The organism is Rhizobium binae (assembly GCF_017357225.1).
Classification (GTDB): Bacteria; Pseudomonadota; Alphaproteobacteria; order Rhizobiales; family Rhizobiaceae; genus Rhizobium; species Rhizobium binae.
This window is the reverse complement of sequence record NZ_CP071604.1, coordinates 3,491,276-3,513,407: the sequence shown is the minus strand read 5'-3', so window position 1 is coordinate 3,513,407 and position 22,132 is coordinate 3,491,276. Positions and strand designations below refer to the sequence as shown.

Annotated in this window: 18 protein-coding genes and 2 pseudogenes; 8 read left to right on the top strand and 12 right to left on the bottom strand. The window is 61.2% G+C overall.

Features of this window, described 5'->3' with window-relative positions; genetic code table 11:
* Positions 1-118: 118 nt before the first annotated feature.
* From J2J99_RS17240 to J2J99_RS17225, 4 genes are read right to left on the bottom strand one after another with little or no spacing between them, the layout of a single operon-like run.
* Complete coding sequence (locus tag J2J99_RS17240) at positions 119-1,090, bottom strand: ABC transporter substrate-binding protein (protein WP_168297330.1); 972 nt, start codon at positions 1,088-1,090, stop codon at positions 119-121.
* Between the two features lie 59 nt (positions 1,091-1,149).
* Complete coding sequence (locus J2J99_RS17235; RefSeq protein ID WP_168297331.1) at positions 1,150-2,277, bottom strand: ABC transporter permease; 1,128 nt, start codon at positions 2,275-2,277, stop codon at positions 1,150-1,152.
* Positions 2,274-3,203, bottom strand: a complete 930-nt coding sequence (locus J2J99_RS17230; RefSeq protein ID WP_168297332.1) for an ABC transporter permease — start codon at positions 3,201-3,203, stop codon at positions 2,274-2,276. Before J2J99_RS17230 ends, J2J99_RS17235 begins: the two co-directional genes overlap by 4 nt.
* A gap of 57 nt (positions 3,204-3,260) precedes the next feature.
* Positions 3,261-4,046 (bottom strand): ABC transporter ATP-binding protein, encoded by a 786-nt coding sequence (locus J2J99_RS17225; RefSeq protein ID WP_097629100.1) that lies wholly within the window; start codon positions 4,044-4,046, stop codon positions 3,261-3,263.
* A gap of 94 nt (positions 4,047-4,140) precedes the next feature.
* On the opposite strand from J2J99_RS17225, the gene J2J99_RS17220 reads away from it, so the two are divergent.
* Positions 4,141-4,554, top strand: a complete 414-nt coding sequence (locus J2J99_RS17220; RefSeq protein ID WP_168297333.1) for a cupin domain-containing protein — start codon at positions 4,141-4,143, stop codon at positions 4,552-4,554.
* Positions 4,555-4,611: 57 nt separating this feature from the next.
* On the opposite strand, the gene hydA is transcribed toward J2J99_RS17220, so the two are convergent.
* The 3 genes from hydA to J2J99_RS17205 all read right to left on the bottom strand — a co-directional run bounded on the left by hydA (position 4,612) and on the right by J2J99_RS17205 (position 8,130).
* The gene (gene hydA / locus J2J99_RS17215) at positions 4,612-6,066 is read right to left on the bottom strand and encodes a dihydropyrimidinase (RefSeq protein WP_168297334.1); all 1,455 of its coding nucleotides are present in this window, start codon (positions 6,064-6,066) and stop codon (positions 4,612-4,614) included.
* Between the two features lie 16 nt (positions 6,067-6,082).
* Positions 6,083-6,652 (bottom strand): endonuclease domain-containing protein, encoded by a 570-nt coding sequence (locus J2J99_RS17210; protein WP_168297365.1) that lies wholly within the window; start codon positions 6,650-6,652, stop codon positions 6,083-6,085.
* 224 nt (positions 6,653-6,876) lie between these two features.
* Complete coding sequence (locus J2J99_RS17205; protein WP_168297335.1) at positions 6,877-8,130, bottom strand: Zn-dependent hydrolase; 1,254 nt, start codon at positions 8,128-8,130, stop codon at positions 6,877-6,879.
* Positions 8,131-8,431: 301 nt separating this feature from the next.
* Here J2J99_RS17205 and J2J99_RS17200 point away from each other — a divergent pair, with 301 nt between their 5' ends.
* Positions 8,432-9,082 (top strand): TetR family transcriptional regulator C-terminal domain-containing protein, encoded by a 651-nt coding sequence (locus J2J99_RS17200; protein ID WP_168297336.1) that lies wholly within the window; start codon positions 8,432-8,434, stop codon positions 9,080-9,082.
* A gap of 3 nt (positions 9,083-9,085) precedes the next feature.
* Here the strand turns inward: J2J99_RS17200 and J2J99_RS17195 are convergent, their stop codons facing one another.
* From J2J99_RS17195 to J2J99_RS17185, 3 genes are all read right to left on the bottom strand, one after another.
* The gene (locus J2J99_RS17195) at positions 9,086-11,662 is read right to left on the bottom strand and encodes an HWE histidine kinase domain-containing protein (RefSeq protein WP_168297337.1); all 2,577 of its coding nucleotides are present in this window, start codon (positions 11,660-11,662) and stop codon (positions 9,086-9,088) included.
* On the bottom strand, positions 11,659-12,195 hold the full coding sequence (locus tag J2J99_RS17190; protein WP_168297338.1) for a biliverdin-producing heme oxygenase: 537 nt from the start codon (positions 12,193-12,195) through the stop codon (positions 11,659-11,661). The genes J2J99_RS17195 and J2J99_RS17190 overlap by 4 nt, the downstream gene beginning before the upstream one ends.
* A 152-nt stretch (positions 12,196-12,347) precedes the next feature.
* Positions 12,348-13,247 carry a LysR family transcriptional regulator gene (locus J2J99_RS17185; RefSeq protein ID WP_168297339.1) on the bottom strand — a complete coding sequence of 300 codons (900 nt, stop codon included), beginning with the start codon at positions 13,245-13,247 and terminating at the stop codon, positions 12,348-12,350.
* A gap of 102 nt (positions 13,248-13,349) precedes the next feature.
* Between J2J99_RS17185 and J2J99_RS17180 the strand changes: the two genes are divergently transcribed.
* Positions 13,350-14,372: a zinc-dependent alcohol dehydrogenase family protein gene (locus J2J99_RS17180; RefSeq protein WP_168297340.1), complete on the top strand. Its 1,023-nt coding sequence runs from the start codon at positions 13,350-13,352 to the stop codon at positions 14,370-14,372.
* A 39-nt stretch (positions 14,373-14,411) separates the two neighbouring features.
* Here J2J99_RS17180 and J2J99_RS17175 read toward each other — a convergent pair whose 3' ends face one another.
* The gene (locus J2J99_RS17175; RefSeq protein WP_168297341.1) at positions 14,412-14,822 is read right to left on the bottom strand and encodes a rhodanese-like domain-containing protein; all 411 of its coding nucleotides are present in this window, start codon (positions 14,820-14,822) and stop codon (positions 14,412-14,414) included.
* A gap of 69 nt (positions 14,823-14,891) precedes the next feature.
* Between J2J99_RS17175 and ftrA the strand changes: the two genes are divergently transcribed.
* A complete protein-coding gene (ftrA, locus tag J2J99_RS17170; protein WP_168297342.1) occupies positions 14,892-15,890 on the top strand; it encodes a transcriptional regulator FtrA in 999 nt (332 codons plus the stop codon).
* Positions 15,891-15,979: 89 nt separating this feature from the next.
* On the opposite strand, the gene J2J99_RS17165 is transcribed toward ftrA, so the two are convergent.
* Positions 15,980-17,659, bottom strand: a complete 1,680-nt coding sequence (locus J2J99_RS17165; RefSeq protein WP_168297343.1) for a glycoside hydrolase family 13 protein — start codon at positions 17,657-17,659, stop codon at positions 15,980-15,982.
* A gap of 179 nt (positions 17,660-17,838) precedes the next feature.
* Between J2J99_RS17165 and J2J99_RS17160 the strand changes: the two genes are divergently transcribed.
* The 4 genes and pseudogenes from J2J99_RS17160 to J2J99_RS17145 all read left to right on the top strand — a co-directional run bounded on the left by J2J99_RS17160 (position 17,839) and on the right by J2J99_RS17145 (position 22,083).
* Positions 17,839-19,482: an alpha-amylase family protein gene (locus J2J99_RS17160; RefSeq protein WP_168297344.1), complete on the top strand. Its 1,644-nt coding sequence runs from the start codon at positions 17,839-17,841 to the stop codon at positions 19,480-19,482.
* Positions 19,479-20,450, top strand: a pseudogene (locus tag J2J99_RS17155) (TIGR03885 family FMN-dependent LLM class oxidoreductase); the annotation flags it as partial. The gene J2J99_RS17160 and the pseudogene J2J99_RS17155, both read left to right, overlap by 4 nt.
* Before the next feature lie 131 nt (positions 20,451-20,581).
* Positions 20,582-21,016, top strand: coding sequence for a DUF6766 family protein (locus J2J99_RS17150; RefSeq protein WP_168297345.1), 435 nt, complete (start codon positions 20,582-20,584; stop codon positions 21,014-21,016).
* 208 nt (positions 21,017-21,224) lie between these two features.
* A pseudogene (locus J2J99_RS17145) lies at positions 21,225-22,083 on the top strand (SIR2 family protein).
* Positions 22,084-22,132 lie beyond the last annotated feature (49 nt).

Here is a 22,132-nt window from a genome sequence, read left to right as displayed (position 1 = left end):
CAATGACGTTTGACGTCGGACAAACGCGACAGCTGCACGGTGTTTTTTCGTTCAAGCGGGAAAAATATCAAACGCGCGGAGATCTTCTCCGCGCGTTCGCCTCGCAATGTTGCCGCGATTACTTGGAAGCAGCGTCGGTAATATCGTGCGTCCAGGCGCCCGAGGGCTCCTTGCTGATGATCTTCTGGTCGAGCAGCGCCTTTGCGGTGCGGGCATAGAGCGCTTCGTCTAGCTTGCCGGAGCCGTCGCCGACGAGCTTGGCGACTTCGCCCATCATCCGCTTCTGGTGATTCTCGTCCTGGCCGCCATTGTCCATGACGATCTCGGCAGCTTCATCAGGGTTTTCGGTCGCGTACTTCCAGCCTTTCATCGAGGCGCGGACGAACTTGACCATCTTCTCCTTGAAGGCCGGATCCTTCAGCTTGTCTTCCATCGCGTAGAGGCCGTCTTCCAAGAGGTCGTTGCCCATCGCGGTATAGTTGAAGACCGTCAGTTCCTCCGGCTTGAAGCCGGCATCGATCGCCTGCCAGTATTCATTGTAGGTCATGACGGAGATGCAGTCGGCCTGCTTCTGGACGAGCGGCTGCACATCGAAGCTCTGCTTCAGCACGGTGACGCCGTTCGGGCCGCCTTCGGTGGAGAGGCCGAGCTTGTTCATCCAAGCGAAGAAGGGGTACTCGTTGCCGAAGAACCAGACGCCGAGCGTGTGACCCTTGAAGTCGGCCTCGGTCTTAACAGGGCCGTCCTTGCGGCAGATCATTTCCAGGCCCGACTTCTGGTAGGGCTGAGCGATGTTGACGAGCGGAACGCCCTTTTCGCGGGCAACGAGGGCGCCGCCCATCCAGTCGACGATGACATCGGCGCCGCCGCCGGCGATCACCTGCTCGGGGGCGATATCAGGGCCACCTGGCTTGATGTCGACGTCGAGGCCTTCTTCCTTGTAGAAGCCCTTGTCCTTGGCGACGTAATAGCCGCCGAACTGGCCCTGCGTGACCCATTTCAGCTGCAGCACCACCTTGTCGGCGGCCATCGCGTGCGCGGCGGCCAGCGTCATCGCGCTCGCCATCATTGCAACCATCAACTTTCTCATTTTCTTATCCTTACCCTCTGAAGTTATGCCCGGACCCTGTTTACGAAGCCCGCGCGCGCCTAGCCACCACGGATAGACGGATGCCAGAATGTCACCGCCCGTTCGGTCAGGGCGATGACGCCATAGAAGATCGAGCCGGCCAGCGCCGCGACGGCGATTTCCGCCCAGACCATATCGACATTCATGCGGCCGATCTCGGTGGAGATGCGGAAGCCCATGCCGACGATCGGCGTTCCGAAGAATTCGGCAACGATGGCACCAATCAGTGCCAGCGTCGAGTTGATCTTCAGTGCGTTGAAAATGAAGGGCATGGCCGCCGGAAGCTTGAGCTTCAGCAGCGTTTGCCAGTCGCTCGACGCATAGGTGCGCATCAGGTCGCGTTCCATGCTGCCGGAGGCGGCAAGGCCGGCGACAGTGTTCACCAGCATCGGAAAGAAGGTCATGATGATGACGACGGCGGCCTTCGACGGCCAGTCGAAGCCGAACCACATGACCATGACAGGGGCGATGCCGATGATCGGCAGGGCTGAGACCATGTTGCCGATCGGCAGCAGGCCGCGGCGCAGGAAGGCGACGCGGTCGGCCAATACGGCGACGAGGAAGCCGCTGAGGCAGCCGACGATATAACCGATCAGCACCGCCTTGAAGATCGTCTGCTTGACGTCGTCGCCGAGGATCGGCAGCGAGGCCATGATACGCGCGCCGATGGCGCTCGGCGGCGGCAGGATGATGAAGGGAATGCCGGCGCCGCGCGTGGCTGCTTCCCAGAGGATGAGGATCCAGGCGCCGAAGATTGCCGGGATCAACAGTTGCAGCGTCGATTTGCCCAAGGCGGTGGCGGGCTGCTGATTCGACAGCTCGGTGACGCATCGCCAGGCAAGCAGCCAGCAGGCGAAGAGCAGCAGGAAGAAAGCCCGCGTCGCCATGCCCTCATTGCCTGAGAGAGCTGAAAGCAGCATCCAGGCGGCGCCATGGGCGCCGATGAACAGCACGGTGGCGCGGTAGGCCGGCGGCTGTGGCGCAAAGGACAGCAGTGCGGCGGCGATGACGATGATGAAGACGAGGGTGCCCGTGCCGTCGGTGAAGGGTCGTGCCGCGCCCTCGGCGAGTAGCGGCAGGGTGACCAACGCTGCAAGGCAGAGGAGGAGGGCGGTCACGCCCTGCCAGGAGAAGGTCAAGTGTCTCATGCCGGCCTCCCGCCCATGGCGCTGTCGACGATCTTGGCGGCAAGGCCGACGATTGAGACAAGGATGCCCGCGAGCAGCGATCCGGCGACGAGCGCCGCCCAGATATCGATGGTCTGGCTGTAATAGGAGCCGGCAAGCAGCTTCGAACCGATGCCGGCGGTGGCCCCCGTCGGCAGCTCGCCGACGATGGCGCCGACCAGGCTGGCGGCGATAGCCACCTTCATCGAGGTGAAGAGGAAGGGGATCGAGGCCGGGACGCGCAATTTCCAGAAAGTCTGCATTGGGCTGGCATAATAGGTGCGCATCAGATCGAGATGCATGATCTCGGGCGACCGCAATCCCTTCACCATGCCGACGGCGACCGGAAAGAAAGAGAGGTAGGTGGAGATCAGCGCCTTGGAGACCAGACGCGAGGCGTCGGAATCGAGGTTCAGGAGATGGGCAAGCGCATTGTCGCCAGTCAGCACGTTATAGGAGATGATGACGATCATCGGTGCGATGGCGAGGATCGGTATGGTCTGGCTCGCCACCAGCCAGGGCATCAGCGAGCGGTCCATGGCGCGGTTGTGCACGATCAGCACGGCAAGAAGGATGCCGAGCAGCATGCCGAAACCGAAACCGAGCAAGGTGGAGGAGAGCGTCACCCAGCTGTGATAGACGAGGCTGCGATTGCTCGAAAGGCTGCGCAGCACTGTATTCTCGTAGACATTCTGCGCCACCTGATGCGGCGCCGGCAGGATCGGCTTCGGCTGGGCGAGTGTCTTGCCGATGAATTCGAACGTCGTCGGTGTGACCCCGGCGCGGCTGTCCCTGTCACGCTGGAACGGCGCGTTCATCAGCACCGCGGCGACATACCAGATGGCGACGAGGGCAAGCAGGATGGTGGTGACAGGGATAATCTTGTTTTTGAGGGTGTCGGGTTTCACGGCGACCATCCCCAACTGTTGGCGTCGAATGCATAGCCACCCCTCGGACTCAACCGCCTAAACCTCATGGCTATGCCCCGTCCTCAGCCCTTCGCGAACGCGATGGGCGATTTCCAGGAATTCCGGGGTGTCGCGGATGTCGAGCGGGCGTTCGGCCGGCAGCGTCGAGTCGATCACATCGGTGACGCGGCCCGGGCGCGGCGACATCACCACGATCTTGGTAGAGAGATAGACGGCCTCGGGGATGGAGTGGGTGACGAAGCAGATCGTCTTGTTAGTGCGGGCCCAGAGTTTCAGCAGCTCTTCGTTCAAATGGTCGCGGACGATCTCGTCCAATGCGCCGAAGGGTTCGTCCATCAACAACAGGTCGGCGTCGAAGGCGAGGGCGCGGGCGATCGAGGCGCGCTGCTGCATGCCGCCGGAAAGCTGCCAGGGGAATTTCTTCTCGAAGCCGGTGAGGCTGACAAGATCGAGCGCTTCGGCAATCCGCCGCGTGCGATCAGCGCCACTATAACCCATGATCTCCAGCGGCAGGGCGATGTTGTTTTCGATCGTGCGCCAGGGATACAGTGCCGGCGCCTGGAAGACATAGCCGTAAGCACGGGCCTTGCGGGCTTCTTCCGGCGTCATGCCGTTGATCGAGATTTCGCCCGAGGTGCTCTTCTCGAGGTCGGCGATGACGCGCAGGAATGTCGTCTTGCCGCAGCCGGACGGGCCGATGAAAGAGACGAAGTCGCCCTTGCGGACATCGAGATTGACATCACTCAGCGCCCGCACCGGGCCGTCATTCGCCTGGTAGGTGAGACAGAGATCCTTGGCGGATACGACGGAGGGTGCTTGCATCAATGCGACCGTTCTTGTTTTCGCCGCGGGGAGGCGGTTTGCATGTTACCATCGCCACAGGCCCCGCCGGCGGCACGTTTCATGGAGAAAGAGAATGGACGCGACATCACAACCCACCTGCCACATCGTTCGCCCGAAACATGCCTATGACGGCAAGCAGGGACTGAGCTACTTCGAAGGGATCGCGGCCGAGACGGTCGGCGCCAAAGGGATTTGCATGCATCTGCTGACGATCCCGCCCGGTGTGCGCGCCAAGGCGCATCTGCATGAGGCGCACGAGACGGCGATCTACATGCTCTCCGGCGAGGCCCATACCTGGTACGGCGACCGGCTCGAGCATCACGTTGTCGTCCATGCCGGCGAGCTCTTCTATATTCCGGCCGGCGTGCCGCACATGCCTGCAAACCTCAGCAGCACGCCGTGCACAGCGGTCATCGCGCGCACCGACCCGAACGAGCAGGAAAGCGTCGTGCTTCTGCCGGAACTGGACGCGCTGGTGACGGCGTGAGGTCATTGGCATGGAGGCATTGGTGTCCGGTTGATAGCCGTATGATGACGCGCCATGTTACACGCCCGTTGCCGGAATGCCGCTGCGCTCCACCTTGCGGGGCGAGGTGATCTCCTTCCAGGTGGAGAGCGCCTTGCTGACGGCGGTTACGGGTTCGCGGCGGACGAACTCGCCGTGGCCCTCGCGGGTCTTGATGGTGCTTTCCTCGGTCGCGATGACGCCGCGGGTCAGTGTGTAGCGCGGCAGGCCGGTTACTTCCTTGCCTTCGAAGACATTGTAATCGATCGCCGACTGCTGCGTCTTCGACGAGATGGTCTTGGAGCGCTTCGGATCCCAGACGACGATATCGGCATCGGCGCCCACGAGGATCGCGCCCTTCTTCGGATAGATGTTGAGGATCTTGGCGATGTTGGCCGAGGTGACGGCGACGAACTCGTTCATCGTCAGCCGGCCGGTGTTGACGCCATGCGTCCAGAGCATCGGCATGCGGTCTTCGAGGCCACCTGTGCCATTCGGGATCTTGGTGAAGTCGCCGACGCCGAACCGCTTCTGCGCGGTGGTGAAGGCGCAATGATCGGTCGCGACCACCTGCAGCGAGCCGGAGGCGAGGCCCGCCCAGAGGCTGTCCTGGTGCTGCTTGCTGCGGAAGGGCGGCGACATGACGCGGCGGGCGGCGTGATCCCAGTCGGGATTGGAATATTCGCTCTCGTCGAGCGTCAGATGCTGGATCAGGGGTTCGCCGTAGACGCGCATGCCCTTGGCGCGGGCCCTTCGGATCGCCTCGTGCGCCTGCTCGCAGGAGGTATGGACGATATAGACGGGGCAGCCGGCCATGTCGGCGATCATGATGGCGCGGTTGGTAGCCTCGCCCTCGACTTCGGCGGGGCGGGAGTAGGCGTGCGCCTCGGGGCCGTTATTGCCTTCGGCGAGCAGCTTTGCCGACATGGAGGCGACGACGTCGCCGTTTTCGGCGTGCACCAGCGGCAGCGCGCCGAGTTCGGCGCAGCGCTGGAACGATGCGAACATCTCGTCGTCATCGACCATCAGCGCGCCCTTATAGGCCATGAAGTGCTTGAAGGTGTTGATGCCCTTGTCACGGACGATGGTCTCCATCTCCTTGAAGACCTGCTCGCTCCACCAGGTGACCGCCATATGGAAGGAATAGTCGCAATTGGCGCGGGTCGATTTGTTGTCCCACATGGTCAGCGCTTCCAGCAGCGACTGGCCGGGGGCCGGAAGGGCGAAATCGACGACCATGGTCGTGCCGCCGGAAAGCGCCGCGCGCGTGCCGCTCTCGAAATCGTCGGAGGAATAGGTGCCCATGAAGGGCATTTCGAGATGGGTGTGCGGGTCGATACCGCCGGGCATGATGTAGCAGCCCGTGGCATCCAAGGTCTCGTCGCCCGAGAGGTTCGGACCGATCTCGACGATCTTGCCGCCGTCGATCTTGACGTCAGCCTTATAGGTGAGGTCGGCCGTGACGATGGTGCCGTTTTTGATGACTGTGGTCATGATCGTTCCCTATTCTTTATCGTTGTTCGGCAGGCGAATAGAAGCTGGGCATTTCTGAGCTGAATTCGAGTTGGCCCTGCAATGCGGCCAGGATCGTTTCAAGAACCGAGCGTCGTTCGCGCGAGATTTCCCGATTCCAGAAGCGCAGCACGGAATAGCCGCTGGCATTGAGCCACGCGGTTCGGCGTTGATCGGCAACACTTTCGGCGTGCTGGAAGCCGTCTATTTCGATAATCAAGCGTTGTTCACGACAGAGAAAATCGACGATGAACGGGCCGAGCGGAACTTGCCGTGCGAATTTGTAGCCGTTCAGGCGGCGGGCACGCAGGTCGCTCCAGAGGTGGTATTCCTCTTCGGTTTCGCCGCGTCGAAGAGCTCTGGCCTGATCGGTTTTGTCGGCACGATGTTTGCGGATATCCTGCTTGATAATCTTCGTCGCGCCCGGCGCCCCCTCATCCGCCCTACGGGCACCTTCTCCCCGAGGGGAGAAGGGAGGAGCCGCGACGTCCTCCGTTCCCTTCTCCCCAGCGGGGAGAAGGTGGCCCGAAGGGTCGGATGAGGGGGCTGCGGGCGCGACGTTAGCCATTTTAATTTCGTTGTGAAGACCCTGTCTGATCTTGTCGGGACGGTGATTCCGAATATCCTGTTCGACAATTTCGGCCGCGCCCGGAGCCCCTTCATCCGCCCTTCGGGCACCTTCTCCCCGAGGGGAGAAGGGGGAAGCCGCGACGTTTGCCGTTCCCTTCTCCCCGGCTGGGAGAAGGTGGCCCGAAGGGTCGGATGAGGGGGCTCCGGGCGCGAAAGCAGACATCACGCCACGATCTCCGCCGTCTCGACCACCGCATGAAACAGCACGTCGGCTCCGGCCGTTGCCCATTCCTTGGAGATTTCTTCCGCCTCGTTGTGGCTGAGGCCGCCGACGCAGGGGCACATGACCATCGTTGCAGGCGCCACCTTGGCGGCCCAGCAGGCGTCGTGGCCGGCGCCGGAGATGAGGTTCATGTGGGTGTAGCCGAGGCGCTCGGCGGCGGTGCGAACTGAGGCAACGAGCTTTTCATCGAAGGTAACAGGTGCGAAATGGCCGATCGCCTCGATGGAGCAGCCGACGCCCAGCGCATCGCAGATGCCAGGCGCCTCGGCCTCGATCTTCGCCCGCATGCGGTCGAGCTTGGCCTTGTCGGGGGAGCGGATGTCGACGGTGAAGACGACCTTGCCGGGCAGCACGTTACGGGAGTTCGGCGAGAAAAACACCTGTCCGACACCGCCGACGGCGCCCGGCTGTTCGCCCATCGCCACGCTTTGCACCATTTCCAGGAGGCGCGACATGGCAAGACCAGCATTGACGCGCATGTTCATCGGTGTCGAGCCGGTATGGGCTTCCTTGCCGGTCAGCGTGAACTCCAGCCACCATAGGCCCTGGCAATGGGTAACGACGCCGATTTGCTTGTCTTCGGCCTCGAGGATCGGGCCCTGTTCGATGTGATATTCGAAATAGGCGTGCATCTTGCGGGCGCCGACCTCTTCGTCGCCGACCCAGCCGATGCGCTTCAACTCGTCGCCGAAGAGATTGCCCTCGGGGTCCCGGCGATTATAGGCAAAGTCCAGGCTGTGCACGCCGGCAAAGACGCCGGAGGCCAGCATGGCAGGGGCAAAACGCGCGCCTTCCTCATTGGTCCAATTGGTGACGACGATGGGATGCTTGGTCTTGATGCCGAGGTCGTTCATGGTGCGCACGACTTCGAGGGCTGAGAGCACACCGAGCACGCCGTCATATTTGCCGCCGGTCGGCTGGGTGTCGAGATGCGAGCCGACATAGACGGGCAGGGCATCGGGATCGGTGCCGGACCGCGTGGCGAACATCGTGCCCATCTGGTCGACGCCCATGGTTAGGCCCGCTTCGTCGCACCATTTTTTGAAAAGGCTGCGGCCCTCGGCATCCGAATCCGTCAGCGTCTGGCGATTGTTACCGCCTGCAATGCCCGGTCCGATCTTGGCCATGTCCATGAGACTGTCCCAGAGACGGTCGCCATTGACGCGCATGTTCTCGCCTGGTGCTGCCACCATTTTTCAAGCCCTCACCTGTTTGCGGCAGTCATGCAAGGGACATGCCTGCCTGTTCCCGCGGTCTCTTCCGGCGCCTCTTATTGGTTTTGTCGAGCGCCGGAAAATCGCCAGTTGCCTTTGTTTTTCATCTGGCGGATAATTTGACCGATTGGTAAACATTACAACTTCCACCGCCGGGCTCAAGACGAAAATCACGAAAATTGCCGATAAAAATGCGGGCAGTTGCTCAAGAAGGCGGCAGGAGGTCTGTCCTGCTCAAACTTGAGCGAAGAAGTTGAATTTCAAGGGGAAACAATAGCCGATGGCTATTCCGAGAGCAGCGAAGACACTGAGGCGGACACGAATCCAGGAGGAGAAGGAAGAGCAGATTCTGGAAGCGGCGCTCGATGTGTTTTCGGCGCGCGGCTTTCGCGGTTCGACCATCGACCAGATCGCCGAAGTGGCCGGGATGTCCAAACCCAATCTGCTCTACTATTTCCGCACCAAGGAGGCCATGCACCGGGCACTGATCGACCGGGTGCTCTACACCTGGCTCGAGCCGCTGCGCGCCTTCGATGCCGAGGGCAATCCGGAAGAGGAGATCCGCAGCTACATCAGACGCAAGCTGGAGATGGCGCGCGATTTTCCGCGGGAAAGCCGACTGTTCGCCAATGAGGTACTGCAGGGCGCGCCGCATATCGAGGACGAGCTGAAAGGACCGCTGAAGCAACTGGTCGACGAGAAGGCGGAGGTCATCCGCGCCTGGGCGAAAGCGGGCAAGATCGCCACCTGCGATCCCTACCACTTGATCTTCTCCATCTGGTCGACGACGCAGCATTACGCCGATTTCGACGTGCAGGTGCGCGCCGTTCTGGGCCAGGAACATTCCGGTGACGGGCGCTTCGAAGATGCGGCGCGGTTTCTGGAGCAGCTCTTCATCGGAGGGCTGCGTCCGAATTCCCCTGCTGTGTGAGCGCTATTCTTTCTTCAGCAGCGGCACCCGGGCAAGAAGATCCGTTATGCCTTCGGTCGTATAGGGCTTCTGCAGCACCGGCGCATCCGAATGGCTGTTCGCCTGGGCGATGCCCTCGCCATAACCGGTCGCAAAAGCGAAGGGCACGCCTTCGGCTGTCAGCCGGTCGGCAATGCCGAAGCTGGTCTCGTCGCCGAGATTGACATCAAGAAGCGCGAAGTCGAAAGACCGGTCGGCCAGGATTTCCATCGCCTCGGCGACGTTCGGCGCCGTTATCACCTCGGCGCCGAGGCGGCGCAGGATGTCTTCTCCATCCATGGCGATGATCAGGTTGTTTTCGACCAGCAGAATCTTCAGGCCCGACAGCGGCTCCGGATCGGCGGGGGTGGTCTTGCGTTCGGCAACGCCGTCCAGCAGCGCATCCGGCAATCCGCCCGCGGGGTCGACGGCATTCACATAGCGGGCCGGAATGCAGAAATCCGCTTCGAGGCCGCTTTCAATGTAGCGCACCTCGGCCTTGCCGCCGAGATCGTAGGGAATGGAGCGCCGGATGATCGTCGAACCGAAACCGTGGCGTGTCGGCTCGGCGACAGCGGGGCCGTTCCTTTCGCGCCAGGCAATGCACAAATCGCCTTCGCCGTCTCGATGCCAACCGAGTTCCACGGTGCCGCTGCCGGCGGCGGAAAGGCTGCCGTATTTGGCGCTATTGGTCATCAGCTCGTGGAAAACCAGGGCGGCGGTGGAAAAGGCCTGCGGTTCCAGGAGCACGTCCTCGCCGCTCATGCGGATGCGCTGCGCGTTCTTGCCGAGATAGGCTGCGGTCTCGGCCGCCAGTAATTGCCTGAGCGAAGCGGGCGCCCAGTGATCCCGGGTGATCTGATCGTGGGCCCGTGCCAGCGACTGAACGCGGCCTTCGATCTGGCGGATATAGTCGCCGAGGCTGACCGATGTCGTCTGCGACTGGCGGATGATGCCGGTGATCAGGCTCAATATGTTGCGGACGCGGTGGTTAAGCTCGGCGATCAACAGCTCCTGCCGCTCGTTTGCCATCTGGCGGGCCATGCTGGCCTCGTCTGTCAGGCGCAGCACGACCTCGATCAGCGTGACGCGGATCGTTTCCGCCACGCGGCGCTCGGCTTCCGTGAAGGGAAGCGAGCGGCCGCGCACCAGTTCCGCCCAGGCCTCGAAGCTCTTGCGCGGCGTCAGCCGCGGGCCGTTGGGGCCGTGTTCCACCGGCTTGTGCGGATCACCGCCCCAGCGGACGGTGCGCACCAATTCCTGCCGGAAGAGCACAACATAATCGCGCGGCGAACGCGAGATCGGGATGGCGAGCATACCCGCCACAACCGGGTCGATTTCGAAATCCGGATAGGTCTCCGCAAGCCTGTCCACCGCGTAGATCCGGCCGCCGGCATTGCGGTTCAGGTGGCGCACGAGTGCCGAAAAACCTCTCTCATCCGGCCCGATGCCGGCTAGCGCCATCCGCCCGTTGATCCAGACACCAATCCCGTCGGCGGGAATGGCATCGGCGAGCGCCTCGATCAGCCAGGCCGGGTCGTCGAGCAGGCTAGCATTATCAGCCACGGAAGTGAGAAGCCGGTCGGCGATGCGGCGCGCCTTGGTCTCGTAGTCGAGCGCCAGCCGCCGTTCGCGGCTTTCGAGGCGCGAAGCGAACATCTGACTGAAGAGTTCGGCGGTGGAACGGCTTTGGGCCGATGGCAGACGCGGGCCATAGTGATGGCAGGCGAACAGGCCCCAGAGCTTGCCGTCTACGACGATCGATATGGAGAGCGAAGCGCCGACGCCCATGTTCTTCAGATATTCGATGTGGATCGGCGAGACCGAACGCAGCACCGACATGGAGAGATCGAGCGGCTGGCCCTGTTCGTCGAGTTGCGGGAGAACCGGCACGGACGCCGCATCAACATCGGCGATGATGCGGAACAGGTTGCGCAGATAAAGGGCGCGCGCCTGGACCGGGATGTCGGACGCCGGATAGTGCAGCCCTAGGAACGAGCCAATGCCGCTGCGGGCGGCTTCCGCCACGACTTCGCCCGAACCGCCTTCATCAAAACGATAGACCATCACCCGGTCGAAGCCGGTGAGAGCACGGGCCTGTCTTGCGCCCTCGCGGAAGAAAGCCTCCAGCGTTTCCGCCTGGTCGAGGCGAGAGATCATGCTGCGCATGGAAAGCGAGGGGCCGTTGCGCTTCTCCTCCTGCCCGCGTTCCCCTTCGAGAATGACCTGATTTTCGTTGAAGTGGACGGCAAGGTCGAAGCGCGACTGATCGGACATCAAGGCAATGTCGAAAATTCGTTCGACGACATCGGGACCACGCAGCGTGGTCAACTTGTTGCGAATGGTGTGGAGCGCCTCCGGCGTGATCAGCGATGAAACGGGACGGCCGAGCGCGTCGGCCTGTTCCACCCCGAGAAACTCCGCAAGGTTTGTCGAGGCCCGCGTGACGATCCAGTCCGAAGATATTGCCAGCAGAAAGCCGAAGGGCTGGATGGCGCCGAGCTGATGGATCGGCTCTCGGTCGCAATTGGTGAGATCGACGGGTTCGCGCAAGTCGCTCATGGAACGGCTTCCAATTCGAGCTCTCCGGCTTTGAGGAAGAGATCGAAGAGCGCGCGCGCCGCCGAAACGGCGGCGGCAGGATCGTCGACGCCGCTCGCATCGAGGCGATCCATGAATATCCTGATGGCGCCCCTTTCGCCCTGCGGCGTGAGATAGCGGCTGGGCAGGCGATCGGGTACGGATTTGGCGAGCAAGGCGCCGCCGAGTTTGGAGCCTTCGAGAACGTAGACGGCGCCCCAGAGCGCTGCTTCACCGTGAAAGGCCGGTGGCGGAAAGAGCTCGGGCAACCGGTCGCCGAGTTCGCCGATGTCGGCAAACAGTAGTTGCGCACGTCTTCGCTCCGGCCAGTCCGGCAGCAGCCGAACGACTCCGGCTTCCTCAAGAGCATTTTCGGCTGCCGGTATGATGCGGGCGTGCGCGCGCAGGAATGTCTTGTACTGTTCTTTCCTGGAGAGGTCGAAAGTGCCGAAGAGCTTGTCGACTTGGGCGTGGCAATCTGCCGTTTGTGCGCGGAGCACGCTGCGAAGTGACATATGGACCGTGTTCTGAGCGATGGGGCACATGATGCCGTTTATGCGAGAGCGACGAACTAGCCATATATTGCAGCGTCTCAGTATTTCCAGGGAAACCCATAGAAAAACATGGACTTCCCCATCGGCTCGATCTGGTGAGCGGATTGCGTCTTTCAGCTCATGATCGCCGGTAGTTCCGCGGCCAGCGTATCGATCGCAAGGCGCACCTTCGGCAGCATCACTGGTGATCTCGGCCATACGGCATAAGCTTCGAAAATGGTGGAGGGGACGTCGGTTAGAACCCGCACGAGTTCTCCGGACAGGACTCTGTCCCGCACCAGCCAGCAGGTCAGCCAGGCAAGCCCACGGCCTTCAACCGCGGCGTCCGCTATCGAGGCGAGATCGTCGAGCCGCAGCCGCGATTTCGGCAGAACGTTGCGTGGGGGACCGGCCGCCGCCGGGAAGGTCCAGGCCCTGTCATTGTCGCCCCTGCGATAGACGATACCGTGGTGGTGGGCGAGATCGTCGAGCGTCTGCGGCACGCCGTACTCTTCGAGATAAGCGGGCGAGGCGCAGACCGTCATGGATTGCCGGGCGATCGTCCGCGCCATCAGGTCGGGATTGTCCTTCAGCGGACCGTTGCGGACGGCAAGGTCGAAGCCGTCCTCCAGGAGATCGACGACCCGATCGCTGAAGGATAGGTCGAGTTCGAGATCCGGATGGTCGTCGAGCAGGCGGGTCAGGATCGGAGCGGCGCAATGGCGGCCGAACAGCGCCGGCATCGATACACGCAGCCTGCCGCGGACCTCCCGCCTTCCCGATTCGAGCTGTGCCTCGCCGATGCGGATTTCCTCGACGGCCCTCATGCATCGCTCATAGAAGAAGCGGCCTTCGTCCGTCAGGTTCTGGGTACGGGTCGTGCGATTGAAGAGCCGCACGCCGAGCCGCTGTTCGAGCCTCGCAATCGTCTTGCTGACTGCCGAGCGGGTGAGATGGAGCCGCTCGGCGGCAGCGGCGAAACCACCGGCTTCGACCGTTTCGACGAAGATGGAAATGCCCTTCAGCCGTTCCATATTGTTTCCCTTGTGGCACCATTGTGGCGATCTAATATCGCAACAGGAGATCAGTATTCAACGATATATCTGCGGCTCCTCCAATCGAGAAGGAGCAGAAAGATGCAGATGACAAGGCAGTGGCAAACCGATGCCATCGGGGCGGAGGCCAATCTGAGGATCGGTGAAGCCAGAATACCCGAAGTGTCGGGCACCATGATCCGGGTGCGTACACAAGCGGTCTCACTTAATTTCCGCGACAGGCTGGTGCTCGAGAGTGGCATGGGACTACCGCTGCAGTTTCCCTTCGTGCCGGCCTCGGACATGGCCGGCGTGGTCGAGGCCGTCGGGCCTCATGTCAGGCGCTTCAAACCCGGCGATCTCGTTATCTCCACCTTTTCTCCGGACTGGATCGACGGCCGCGGGCCGGGCACGGCGCGTACACCGCCCTACCAGACGCGCGGCGGCTTCTATCCGGGCGTGCTGTCCGAACACGCGGTGCTCTCCGAGGAGTGGTTCACGCTTGCGCCGAAAACGCTCGACGCCGCCGAAGCGAGCACGCTGCCCTGCGCCGGACTGACGGCATGGTTCGCGCTGATCGAATGCGGCAAGCTCAAGGCCGGCGACAAGGTGCTGGTGCAGGGCACCGGTGGCGTCGCACTTTTCGGCCTGCAGATCGCCAAGGCGCATGGCGCCGAGGTCTTCATCACATCAGGCAGTGCCGAAAAGCTCGAGCGGGCGCAGGCACTCGGCGCCGATCATCTGATCAATCGGCACGAGGGCGACTGGGTGGAGCGGCTCCATCAACTGACCGGTGATTACGGGGCCGACCACGTGCTCGAAATCGTCGGTGGACCGCATCTCGGCCAAGCGCTAAAGGCCGTGGCGGTCAACGGCCGAATTTCGGTAATCGGTGTGTTCGAGGGTTTCGAGGTCTCGGCGCCGGTGGCGCCGCTGCTTCTCAAGGCGCCGGTCGTGCAGGGAATTACCGTCGGTCATCGCCGGGCGCTAGAAGATCTGGTGCGCGCCGTCGACCAGACCGGGTTGAAGCCGGTCATCGACAGGCGTTATGCCTTCGCGGAATTGCCGCAGGCCCTCGATCATCTCTATCGCGGCCCCTTCGGCAAGGTCGTCATCGAGTTTTAGGCGATGCGCCCCCCTCGTATCGTGGAGGGGAGCGCTCCGCTATTCGGCAGCAGCGGCTTGGCTTTCGAAACCGAAACCCTCGTCGGCCCAGCCGGTCATCCCGCCGATCATCAGCTTGGCTCTGAGGCCGAGTTTGGCGAGGCGGAAAGCCGCCTTGTCGGCGCCGTTGCAATGAGGACCGGCGCAATAGACGACGAACAGCGTGTCCCTTGCCCATTCCGACATGCGATGCGCGGTCATCTTGCCGTGCGGCAGGTTGATTGCGCCCGGCACGTGGGATTGCGCGAACAGCGCCGGCGAGCGTACGTCGAGAAGAACGAAATCGACGTTACCGGCCGCAAAGGCGGCACGGACATCAGAACAATCGGTCTCGAAGGCGAGCTTGGCGGCATAATGGGCAGCCGCGAGTTCGGGCTCGGCGGCGGGGATTTCAGAGACGGCGCTTAGCATCGATCTTTCCTTTCATGTTGGATTGCCGCCTGGTATCGCCGATGCTAGAGCTTGGCGAAATTGGCCATCATGACTGACAGCGTAAAAATCATGCCAAATTCATCTCCGCAGACGAGAGGACCGCTGGTTGCAGTGCTCGCCTATGACGGGCTTTGCACCTTCGAATTCGGGATAGCCTGTGAGGTCTTCGGCCTGCCGCGTCCGGAGATGGGCGAGGCCTGGTATCGCTTTTCAGTCTGCGCCATCGAGCCAGGCCCGCTTCGCGCCACCGGCGGACTGACGGTCGCGGTCAACAAGGGATTGGAGGTGCTCGACGAGGCGGATCTGATCGTCGTGCCCGGCTGGCGGGCGATCGATGCGCCGGTGCCAGCGCCGCTCACAGCAGCGCTGAGGGCAGCGCATCAGCGCGGTGCCCGCATCATGTCGCTCTGCTCCGGCGTTGCGGTTCTTGCCGGGGCCGGCTTACTCGCCAACCGCAGGGCGACGACGCATTGGCGCTATGTCGCCTCGATCGCGGCGCGTTATCCAGACATCACGCTGAATGCCGATGTTCTCTACATCGACGAAGGCAGCCTGCTGACGGCGGCCGGCAGCGCTGCCGGCATCGATCTCTGCCTCCATGTCGTACGCGGCGATTTCGGCTCGGAGGCTGCCAACAGCGTTGCCCGCCGGCTCGTCGTGCCGCCGCACCGCGAAGGCGGGCAGGCGCAGTTCATCAGCGCGCCGGTTCCGGAGGAGCGCGAGGGCATACGCCTTGGCCCGCTGATCGAGTGGATGCGCGCAAGCCTTGCCGAGGAACAGCCGATCAGCCTGCTCGCAAAAAGGGCCGGCATGAGCATGCGCACCTTCCAGCGCCGCTTCGAAGCGACGACCGGTCTCAGCGTCGGCGAATGGCTGCTGAAGGAGCGGCTGCGCCATGCCCGCGACCTTCTCGAAAGAGAGCTTGCCATATCGCTCGATGACATCGCGTTATCAAGCGGCTTCGGCACGCTGGCGACGATGCGGCACCACTTCCGCAAGCGGCTGGGCACGAGCCCGCATGCCTATCGGAAGTCATTCGGCGGCTGAAGCATCGCGCCGACATAGCCTGCTACTTTTCAACGAGCTCGATACCGCCGAAACAAGCCGCTTGGCGAAATCACGCTGGCTCGAGAGCTTCACTTACACTCTATTGCGAAGGTTTCGTACGGCTTGAGGTCAACAGTTTCGCCGATCATATGCACCGGTTCGTAATTGCAGATCAGGCATTCCCCGTTGATGGCGAGCTCCTTTGGCAAACTCAGCGTAATCTCCTTGGGGGTGAAGTTGGCGACCACGATGATCCACATCCTGTCGAGCGTGCGCGTATAAACGAAGACATCGGGATGTTGGTCGAGCCAGGAGCGGTATTCGCCATAGACGACGACAGGATGGGTTTTCCTGAGAGCGATCAGCTTGCGATAGTGGTTCCAGATCGACTTTTCGTCGTTTATGGCTGCTTCGGCATTGACCTTGGCGTAATTGGGATTGACCTCGATCCAGGGTACGCCGGTCGAAAAGCCGCCATAGGGGGCGGCGCTCCATTGCATCGGGGTGCGGGCGTTGTCGCGGCCGTTCTCGTTTGCTCCGCGGATGAATTCCTCCGGTGAAAGTCCGGCCTCCACGTGCAGCCTGTGCATGTTGATGGTTTCGATGTCGCGATACTGTGAGATCGAGGTGAAGGGGACGTTGGTCATACCGATCTCTTCGCCCTGATAGACGAAGGGCGTGCCCTTCAGAAGATGCAACACGGTCGCCAGCATCTTCGCCGACTCGGTATGATAGCCGGTGACATTGCCATAGCGCGAAACGGCGCGCGGCAAATCGTGATTGCCCCAGAAAAGGGAATTCCATCCATCTTCCGACAAGGCAAGCTGCCACTTGCTGAGGACGGTCTTGAGATTCACCAGGTCGAACGGTTTCGGGCGCCATTTTCCATAAACCGCGTCCCACTGTTGGGTGACATGCTCGAACTGGAAGATCATCGACAATTCCTGGCGTTCACGCCCGGAATAAAGGAGGGCCGCGCCTGGTGTGGCGCTCCAGGCTTCGCCAACCGTCAGGATGTCGCGGCTGCCGAAGGTCTTGGCATTCATCTCCTGCAAATAATCGTGCAGATGCGGCCCATCCTTGACGAGCTCTCGATCCACCTGCTTGCCGATGTAATCGATGACATCCATGCGGAAGCCGGCAATGCCGCGCTCAAGCCACCAGTTCATCATGTCATAGATTTCCGCCCTTACCCTTTCGTTCTCCCAATTGAGGTCCGGCTGGCGGCGGGAAAACATATGCAGGTAATACTCGCCGGTTGCAGGGTCGAGGGTCCAGGCCGGCCCGCCGAAGGAGGATTTCAGGGTGTTGGGCGGCCCCCCGTCCTGGGCGGGTTTGCGCCAGATGTAGAAGTCGCGGAACGGGTTGCCCGGCCCCTGGCGGGATTGAAGAAACCACGGATGCTCGTCCGAGGTATGGTTAACAACGAGGTCGAGCATGATGCCGATCCCACGGTCTTTCGCCTCCGCCACGAGCCGGTCGAAATCTGCGAGCGTGCCAAACTCGGAGGCGATATCCCGATAATCGGATATGTCGTAACCATTGTCGTCCATCGGCGACTTGTAGATCGGCGACAACCAAACGATGTCGATCCCCAGCTTCTTCAGGTAATCGAGCTTTGAGGTGATGCCGGGAAGATCGCCGATGCCATCTCCGTTCGAATCGCAGAAGCTGCGTGGATAGACCTGGTAGACGGTCGCCGTATGCCACCATTTCGGTTGGAGAGGTGATCGCGTGGGACCTCCCAGCGGTGTCGTGGACTGATCCATCGGTGAGGCTTTCCTAATTGTTGGGATGTTGGGAGAATACCGGTGCTGCCTGCGGGTTCCGTCGAGCCGGACTTTCATCCGGTTCCCCATGATGTCAGTGGACCTGGCGCAACCAAGGAACCCCCTCCGTCCGAAACCGTTAGAAGGTGTGCAACAGAGATTAACGGGAGACCGTCGCGGTGCCGAACCGAAGCAGTAGCTGGTATGAGGAGGCGGTGATCTACAGCATCGATGTCGAGAAATTCGCCGACGGCAATGGCGACGGCATTGGCGACTTCGTCGGACTGACGGAAAAGCTGACCTATCTTTCGGAACTCGGAATCACATGCATCTGGCTCCTGCCGTTTTACGGCAGTCCGGACCGGGACAACGGTTATGACGTCAGCGACTTCTATTCGGTCAGCCCGAAGGTCGGAACGCTCGATGACTTCCTGACATTTCTGCATAGCGCGGGTGAACACGGCATTCGGGTGATTATCGATCTTGTCGTCAATCATACATCCGATCAGCATCCCTGGTTCCAGGCCGCCAGACGGGACGATGAGACTCGCTACCGCGGCTATTATGTCTGGAGCGGTGATCCCCCACCTGTCGCTGCCGGCGCCAAATCGATTTTTCCGGGCGAAGTGGACAGCCTCTGGACCTATGACGAGGTGGCGAGAGCCTATTACTTTCATAGCTTCTATGAATTTCAGCCCGAACTGAACGCTGCCAATCCGCTGGTCCGGGAAGAGATGTTGCGCATCGTCGACTACTGGATCGCGTTCGGGGTCAGCGGGTTCAGGCTCGACGCCGCGCCGCTCATCATCGCCGACAAAGGACTTGAGCATGCCAATCCCCGTGATCCGCATGGCATACTCAGACAGATCGGCAGCTATCTACAAAGCAGGCGGCCGGGTGGTGTGCTCCTCGGCGAAGTCAATCTTCCGCCTGAAGCTTCCGACGACTTTTTTGGCGAAGGGGACCAACTTCAGCTTCTGCTCAATTTCATGCTCGCCTGCTATCTATTCGCAGGTTTCGCCGGGGAAGACGCGACCCCGATCAATCAGGGGCTGAGCCTGCTCCCGGAGCCTCCGCCCGGTTGCGGCTGGGTCAATTTCCTGCGCAATCTCGACGAGCTCGATTTCTCCCGTGTTCCCGCGGATTTGAAGAAGAATGTCTTCGACACCTTCGCGCCGAAGCAAGAGATGCAGGCATTCGGCCGCGGTATCCGACGCCGCGTTGCGCCCATGCTGAACGGCGACCAGCGACGAATGGAACTCGCCTTCAGCATCATTTTTTCGCTGAGCGGGCCGCCGCTTATCGTTTACGGCGATGAAGTCGGCATCGGCGAAGACCTGTCCCAGTCTGGCCGCAATGCAGTGCGGGTGCCGATGCAATGGTCGGCGGACAGGAATGCAGGGTTCTCCAGTGCGAATATCGGAAAACTGTGTCAGCCGATCGTCGCCGACGGACCGTTTTCCTACAAAAAGGTGAATGTTGCCGATCAGACCAAGGATCCGAATTCGCTGTTGAACGGGATCAGGCGCTTTATTTCGCTTCGCAGGAAGCAGCCGATTTTCACGAAGGGCCGGATGGTGAGATTGAGCGCCGAGGATCCGGCGGTTTTGGTCCACGGCTTTGAAGACGCCGGCTCGCTGTTGTTGCTCGTCCACAATCTCGCTGGCCGGCAGATCAAGACGGAAATCAATTTTGGCGGCATGCAGCCCAGCAAGTTCCGAGATCTGATCGGCGATGTGGAGTTCGAAGGTGTCATCCAACCACGCCTGGCGCTCGAGCCTTACGCCTACCACTGGTTTGTTTCCGAAGGTAACGGGTCATGACGCTCATCGGCTATCACGCGTCCCATGAACAATTTTTACCAAGTGAGCTCCTTGGATATGTCCAGGCTGCGGAGGCTGCAGGTTTCGACGCCGTGATGTCGTCCGATCACCTGACGCCATGGAGCGAGAGGCAGGGGCAGTCCGGCTTTGCCTGGGCCTGGTTAGGGGCGGCGCTTCAGGCCACGCGGTCTATTCCGTTCGGCATCATCACCGTCCCTATGGGCTGGCGATATCATCCGGCGATTACTGCACAGGCTGGCGCGACGATCGCAGAGATGTTTTCAGGCCGATTGCCTTGGATCGCGGTCGGTAGCGGGCAGGCTATGAACGAGCACGTCATCGGCGAACGCTGGCCTTCCAAGGCAGAAAGAAATGAACGGTTGGGGGCCGCGGTCGAGATCATACGCGACCTGTGGGCGGGAAAGCTTGTCAGCCGGTCCGAGCCCATCAAGGTCGATCAGGCACGGGTCCATACACTGCCCGATAGGCTCCCCCGCATTATCGCCGGGGCGCTTTCGCCGGAAACGGCCGAGTGGGCGGGAGGCTGGGCGGATGCGCTAATCACCATCAACCAGCCGCCGGACAAGCTCGGCCAAGTCGTCGACGCCTTCCGGCGCGGCGGCGGGAAGGAAAAGCCACTCTACTTGCAGACACATGTTTCCTATGCCGGCTCCGAAGAGGAAGCCAGGGCAAGCGCTTTCGACCAATGGCGGAGCAACGCAATTTCGGCCGCGATCTCGGAAACGCTTCGTTTGCCGAGGGAATTCGATGAGGCGTGTCTGAAGGTGCGGCCTGAAGATATGGATGAGCACGTGCGCATCTCGGCCGATCCGCAACAGCATGTCGAGTGGCTGAAAGCCGATGTCGCGATGGGATTTGAAGAGATTTATATTCACAATGTCGGGCGCAATCAGCGCGAGTTCATCAAAGCGTTTGGACGCGAGGTCCTACCCGCTTTCAGGGTTGGCGGGCCGGCTGCTGCGCCCGATCGCGCAATCCGGGGGGACTTGGGGGCAGGCCAGGTATCAGCTGATGAGGATTTTAACCAATGCGGCTGGTCTAGCTCACCGCCCACGGTTGCCTGTCCAAAGGAGGTATCATGTTCAAGAAGTACGCCTACGCCTGGATCACCGTCGGCTTCTTTCTATTTTCGCTCGCCGGCCATTGGTTGTTTGGCTGGTTTGCTTTTGTCGGCGAGCAACAGAGCCACGGTCAAGCCCCTGATATCAATGCCTACCTCATGGAGATGAGCCGAGACACCTTCGAAAATTGGCAGTCCGAATTCCTGCAATTGCTCTGGCAGGTCGTCGGTCTCGCCTACTTTCTCTATATCGGGTCTCCTTCATCGAAGGAAAACGATGACCGCACGGAAGCGAAGCTGGACGCTCTGATCAGATTGAATGGCGGAGAGAAGGCTGAAGCGATCATCACCGAAATCGATAAGCACTTCATGAGAACCGGTGGACATGCGGGTCCATACGCCCACGAGTTGGAGACGCAAAGAGGCCCGCAGAGGATCGGCGACGCCATCTAGGCCGGCGCAGGCGGATCACGGAGGTGCCGGTCGTTTGTATCCCCGCAGCCGGTCTGGGCCTGCCGAGGCGCGCAAAGCAGCCACGCAAAAAACTGAGAGTGGCCACGGCTTTCCAGCTTGAGGCCTCAAAGCGCCTCATGGAGGTACGCTAGCGGACGGAAACAAGTCCCTCCAGATGACGTTCGGCCTACAGAGGTCAGGAGCAGCCGTGGCACATGATGAACAGATAGTGGCGATCGCCGGCGCGCTTGAACGCCGGCAGGCCATCTTGTTCGTTGGCGCAGGCATATCGATGAATGTCGGCTTGGACCTGCCTGATTCACCACATGTTGATGGATCTGGGCCTTCCTTCGTCGTTCGCCGCCGCGAACGGCACGACCTACCAGAAGATCGCCGAATACTACCGCCTGAAGCACGGCTCATTGTCTCAGTTGGTCGACTGGATGAAGCGCGAGTGGCAGATTTCGCCGGCGCAACTGAAGAACTCGGAGTTGCATCGGCTGATCGTGGAACTGGACTTTCCTCTCGTCTGCACGACGATTTACGATTCAAATCTCGAGATGTCCTATGAAACATTCGGGCGGCCATTCACGCGGACCACGAGCGCGAAAGACATGGCGACGGCGCCGGCCGGCAAAACTCAGATCGTCAAATATCACGGCGATTTCTCCGATCCGGACACGCTGGTACTGACCGAGTCGCACTACGTCGAGCGCCTGTCATTTGATGCCCCCTTGGACATTAAATTCAGGAGTGATGCCTTCGCCTCGACATTGCAGTTCATCGGCTACAGCATGTCAGATCTGAATATTCGCTTTCTGCTCCACCACCTTTGGTCGACATGGCGGCGGACAGAACTGGACCGACACCGGCCCCCGCTATTTCTCTTCATGCACGAGCCAACCGAAGTGCAGGTGCATGTCCTGAAGAGGTGGGGCGTCACCGTCCTCAACGGCGACGGCGAGAGCTCCGGCGCCTCCCTCGCTCAGTTCCTTGAACGTCTACTTGAACGCCGAAACCCGGATGCCGGCGGTTCGATTTTTTGTCGAAGCGCAGAACCGCTCTAAACTATTGTTTTCACACAATACCAGACAGGAAACCCTGTCACTTTTTCTG

Coding starts and splice junctions, on each gene's coding strand:
- J2J99_RS17200 (WP_168297336.1), top strand. CDS start 8,432: ATGGCTATTCCGAGAGCAGCGAAGACACTGAGGCGGACACGAATCCAG.
- J2J99_RS17175 (WP_168297341.1), bottom strand. CDS start 14,822: ATGCTAAGCGCCGTCTCTGAAATCCCCGCCGCCGAGCCCGAACTCGCG.
- J2J99_RS17205 (WP_168297335.1), bottom strand. CDS start 8,130: ATGGTGGCAGCACCAGGCGAGAACATGCGCGTCAATGGCGACCGTCTC.
- J2J99_RS17195 (WP_168297337.1), bottom strand. CDS start 11,662: ATGAGCGACTTGCGCGAACCCGTCGATCTCACCAATTGCGACCGAGAG.
- J2J99_RS17165 (WP_168297343.1), bottom strand. CDS start 17,659: ATGGATCAGTCCACGACACCGCTGGGAGGTCCCACGCGATCACCTCTC.
- J2J99_RS17185 (WP_168297339.1), bottom strand. CDS start 13,247: ATGGAACGGCTGAAGGGCATTTCCATCTTCGTCGAAACGGTCGAAGCC.
- J2J99_RS17235 (WP_168297331.1), bottom strand. CDS start 2,277: ATGAGACACTTGACCTTCTCCTGGCAGGGCGTGACCGCCCTCCTCCTC.
- J2J99_RS17150 (WP_168297345.1), top strand. CDS start 20,582: ATGTTCAAGAAGTACGCCTACGCCTGGATCACCGTCGGCTTCTTTCTA.
- hydA (WP_168297334.1), bottom strand. CDS start 6,066: ATGACCACAGTCATCAAAAACGGCACCATCGTCACGGCCGACCTCACC.
- J2J99_RS17180 (WP_168297340.1), top strand. CDS start 13,350: ATGCAGATGACAAGGCAGTGGCAAACCGATGCCATCGGGGCGGAGGCC.
- J2J99_RS17190 (WP_168297338.1), bottom strand. CDS start 12,195: ATGTCACTTCGCAGCGTGCTCCGCGCACAAACGGCAGATTGCCACGCC.
- ftrA (WP_168297342.1), top strand. CDS start 14,892: ATGACTGACAGCGTAAAAATCATGCCAAATTCATCTCCGCAGACGAGA.
- J2J99_RS17210 (WP_168297365.1), bottom strand. CDS start 6,652: ATGGCTAACGTCGCGCCCGCAGCCCCCTCATCCGACCCTTCGGGCCAC.
- J2J99_RS17220 (WP_168297333.1), top strand. CDS start 4,141: ATGGACGCGACATCACAACCCACCTGCCACATCGTTCGCCCGAAACAT.
- J2J99_RS17225 (WP_097629100.1), bottom strand. CDS start 4,046: ATGCAAGCACCCTCCGTCGTATCCGCCAAGGATCTCTGTCTCACCTAC.
- J2J99_RS17240 (WP_168297330.1), bottom strand. CDS start 1,090: ATGAGAAAGTTGATGGTTGCAATGATGGCGAGCGCGATGACGCTGGCC.